This window comes from Pseudonocardia lacus, from assembly GCF_018531445.1.
Taxonomy (GTDB): domain Bacteria; phylum Actinomycetota; class Actinomycetes; order Mycobacteriales; family Pseudonocardiaceae; genus Pseudonocardia; species Pseudonocardia lacus.
In genome coordinates this window covers 1-3223 of record NZ_JAHDTH010000390.1, presented here as the reverse complement: position 1 = coordinate 3223, position 3223 = coordinate 1, and the positions used below count along the sequence as shown (strand labels likewise).

General features: G+C 70.9%; 3 protein-coding genes. All 3 read left to right on the top strand.

Features of this window, described 5'->3' with window-relative positions:
• Positions 1–180 precede the first annotated feature (180 nt).
• The 3 genes from KIK08_RS38260 to KIK08_RS38250 all read left to right on the top strand — a co-directional run bounded on the left by KIK08_RS38260 (position 181) and on the right by KIK08_RS38250 (position 3075).
• Positions 181–1260: a tyrosine-type recombinase/integrase gene (locus KIK08_RS38260; protein WP_308258155.1), complete on the top strand. Its 1080-nt coding sequence runs from the start codon at positions 181–183 to the stop codon at positions 1258–1260.
• Complete coding sequence (locus KIK08_RS38255; RefSeq protein WP_214408199.1) at positions 1257–1598, top strand: helix-turn-helix domain-containing protein; 342 nt, start codon at positions 1257–1259, stop codon at positions 1596–1598. The genes KIK08_RS38260 and KIK08_RS38255 overlap by 4 nt, the downstream gene beginning before the upstream one ends.
• Positions 1599–1935: 337 nt before the next feature.
• Positions 1936–3075, top strand: a complete 1140-nt coding sequence (locus KIK08_RS38250) for a site-specific integrase (protein ID WP_214408198.1) — start codon at positions 1936–1938, stop codon at positions 3073–3075.
• The last annotated feature ends 148 nt before the right edge of the window (positions 3076–3223 follow it).

The window sequence follows — 3223 nt, the reverse complement described above, 5'->3', positions numbered from 1 at the left end:
TACGCAACAGTCGATGGGTTCCCCCGCTGGCGGAGGTCCGCTGCGGGCGCTGCTGCCCGGCTGGACCTTGGCCTGCGTGTCAGGGCGGCTGGTTGGGGCCGGGTTGAAGCCTGTTGGGCGGGGCTGACAGGATCACCGCAGTGCTGATGATTCTTCATCAGGGGTGAACAGCGAGGGGGCGTGTTGAAGCTCGCGGTGGTGCGTTCTCTGCGGGAGCCGCGGGCGCCGGCGACGGATGAGGAGCTCGCCGACGTCGAGTTGGACGTGTTGGCGGGGTTCGTGCTGGCGCGGTGTTCGGCGGGGTTGGCCGACAGCACGATCCGTGGTGACACGAACCATCTGGAGTCGGTGCGGCGCTGGTTCGAGCGGCCGTTGTGGGAGATGGAGCCGCGTGACGCCGACCGCTATTTCGGCACGGTCTTGCGCTCGGTGTCGTCCTCGACGCGGGCGGCGCGGGCGCAGGTCCTGGTGACCTACTTCGAGTTCCTGGAGCTGCGGCACAAGGTCGAGTTGCACGAGCTGACCGGGCGGGTGGTGGAGTGCCCGATCGATGAGATGAACCGGCCGCGGATGTCGGTGGATGCGCGGTTGCGGATCCCGCCGACCGAGGCCGAGTTGGAGCAGTTGTTCGCCGGGTGGCGTCGGGAGTTGGTGACGTGCCGCAAGTTCGCGCCGTCGGCGCGCAACTACATGGTGGCGCGGTTGTCGGCGGATGTGGGGTTGCGGATCAACGAGGCGTGCCTGCTCGACCTGGATGATGTCCGGTGGGAGCTGGGCCGGTTCGGCAAGCTCAACGTTCGTCATGGCAAGGGCGCGCGGCGGAAAGGTCCGCGGCAGCGGGTGGTGCCGTTGATCAACGGCGCGGACCGGGCGTTGGCGTGGTTCATCCAGGACGTGTGGGGCCAGTTCGACGCCGACCACGGGTTGCCGGGTGCACCGTTGTTCCCGTCGGAGCGTCGCCGGCTGGACGGCCCGGGGGCGAGGGTGAGTACTGACGTGGTCCGGCGGGGGCTGACCGAGGCGGTCGCGGCGCATCTGCCGGGCTGGGTGGGCCGGTTGACTCCGCACGTGTTGCGGCACTACTGCGCCAGCCAGCTCTATCAGGCCGGGGTGGACATCATCGCGGTGCAGGAGCTGCTCGGCCATTCCTGGATCTCCACGACGATGCGGTATGTCCACGTGCACGCCACCCGGGTCGAGGACGCGGTCATGGCGGGCCAGCAACGCGCCGCTGCGCGGTGGGAGGGGTTGATCCGGTGAAGTGGAACTTGCGCCTGGCCGCGGCGAACCGTGGTGTCTGGAAGGCCAGCGAGCTACGTCGGATGCTCGCCGAGCACGGCGTGGAGATGAGCACGGGGAAGATGTCGGGTCTGTGGTCGGGGCAGCCCGCGGTGTTGCGCCCCGACGAGCTGGACGCGTTCTGCGCGGTCCTGGGTTGCGAGATCAGCGACCTGATCACCGCCGAACCGGAGAAGGTCCCTGCGCCGCGGGCGGGCGCCGAGCAGGCCGACACCGCGGTCGGGCAGCAGCGCGGGCCGGTGCCGGCCCGGTCGGTGACGCCGCGGCCGCGTTCGGGTCGTTCCCTGCCGCCACGATGACCAGCAGGTGAGCGACCAGCAGGTGAGCGCCCGGCCGGGTGGGGTGCCGTGTCGCAGCTGTGGAGGCCCGATCGATCGTGGCGCCGGTCTGCGCGGTGGCCGGCCTCGGCTGCACTGTCACCGGTGCCGGCCGGTTCGCCGGGCAGCAGCCCAGGGACGGCGGGACGACACGCCGTGTCGGGTCTGCGGGGGTCCGGTCGATCACAGCGCGAGCCGTCGTGGTGGGCGGCGCCGGCTGCGCTGCCACACCTGCCACCCGCCCGCTGTCCGCCGTCCCGCGGTTCAGCCGCGGCTGGCCGACTGGGTCCAGGGGTCGGCCGCCGGGTCTGCGTCGCGGGTGGTGTTCGAGCGGGCGTTCCAGACCGCGGAGACCGCCGGGTGGAGCGCGCTGTCGCTGCAGCGGGTCCTGGCCGGGCTGCAACTCGCGATCGACAGCCCGCCCGACAGCCGGTCAGGCAGCCGGCTCGGCGGGCAGCCGATCCTGGTGAGCGAGCTGCGGCTGCTGCTCGGCGTGACTCGAGGCGTCCGGTTGGAGCGGGTCGCGCAGGTTCTCCGGGAGGTGGGGCTGCTCGTCGATGATGTCGTGCCGACGATGCGGTCCTGGATTGAGGACCGTTGCCAGGTGTTGCCGGTCGGGTTCCAGGGCGAGGTTCGGGCGTGGCTGCTGGTGCTGCTTGACGGCGACGCGCGCTCCCGTCCCCGGTCGGCCTCGACGATCTACGGCTACTTCGGGCGGGCCCGGCCGCATCTGCTGGCCTGGTCAGCCACCCGTGGGCAGTTACGGGAGGTCACCGTCGACGACGTCCGCGCTGTGCTGGACCCGTTGCGCGGGCACCACCTCGCCGGGACCTTCGTCGCGTTGCGGTCGCTGTTCGGGTTCGCCCGGCGTCGCCGTCTGATCTTCACCGATCCGACCCGGCGGCTCCACGTCGGGCACGCCGCCCCGGCCCGGGCGCTGCTCCCGATGACCGATGCGCAGATCGCCGCCGTCGCGGACACCGCGGTCACCCCGGCCCAGCGGGTGGTCGTCGCTCTGGTCGCGGTCCACGCCGCCCGCGCGACCGCGATCCGCGAGCTGACTCTCGACGACATCGATCTGGCCGGTCGCCGCATCAGCCTGGCCGGTCACCCGCAGCGGCTCGGTGAGTTCGTGCACGCAGCGCTGATCGGGTGGCTGCAGCACCGGCAGACCCTCTGGCCGCACACCCCGAACCGGCACGTGCTGGTCTCCGCGGTCACCGCGACCGGCACCGCACCGGTCAGCGACTACTACCTGAGCTGGCACCTGCTGCTGCGCGGTGTCCAGCTCGAGCAGATCCGCGGTGACCGCGTCCTGCACGAAGCGCTCGCCGTCCGGGCCGACCCGCTGCACCTGGCCGCGGTGTTTAACCTCAGCACCGCAACCGCGATCGCCTACGCCGCTATCGCCCGCACCCTGCTCGAACGACCCGTCGAGTCATCCTCGATCGAGCAATGACGCGTTCTCACGGGCGGGATCCCGGACGTTCATGTGGTTCCATGCCCGGGCAGTCTGCTGCGAACCGGACCCGATCACGATCGTCAACAACCAAAAGGCGTCGGGTTCGTTGTGACGACGGTTCATTCACGCTGAACACGCCGGCAAA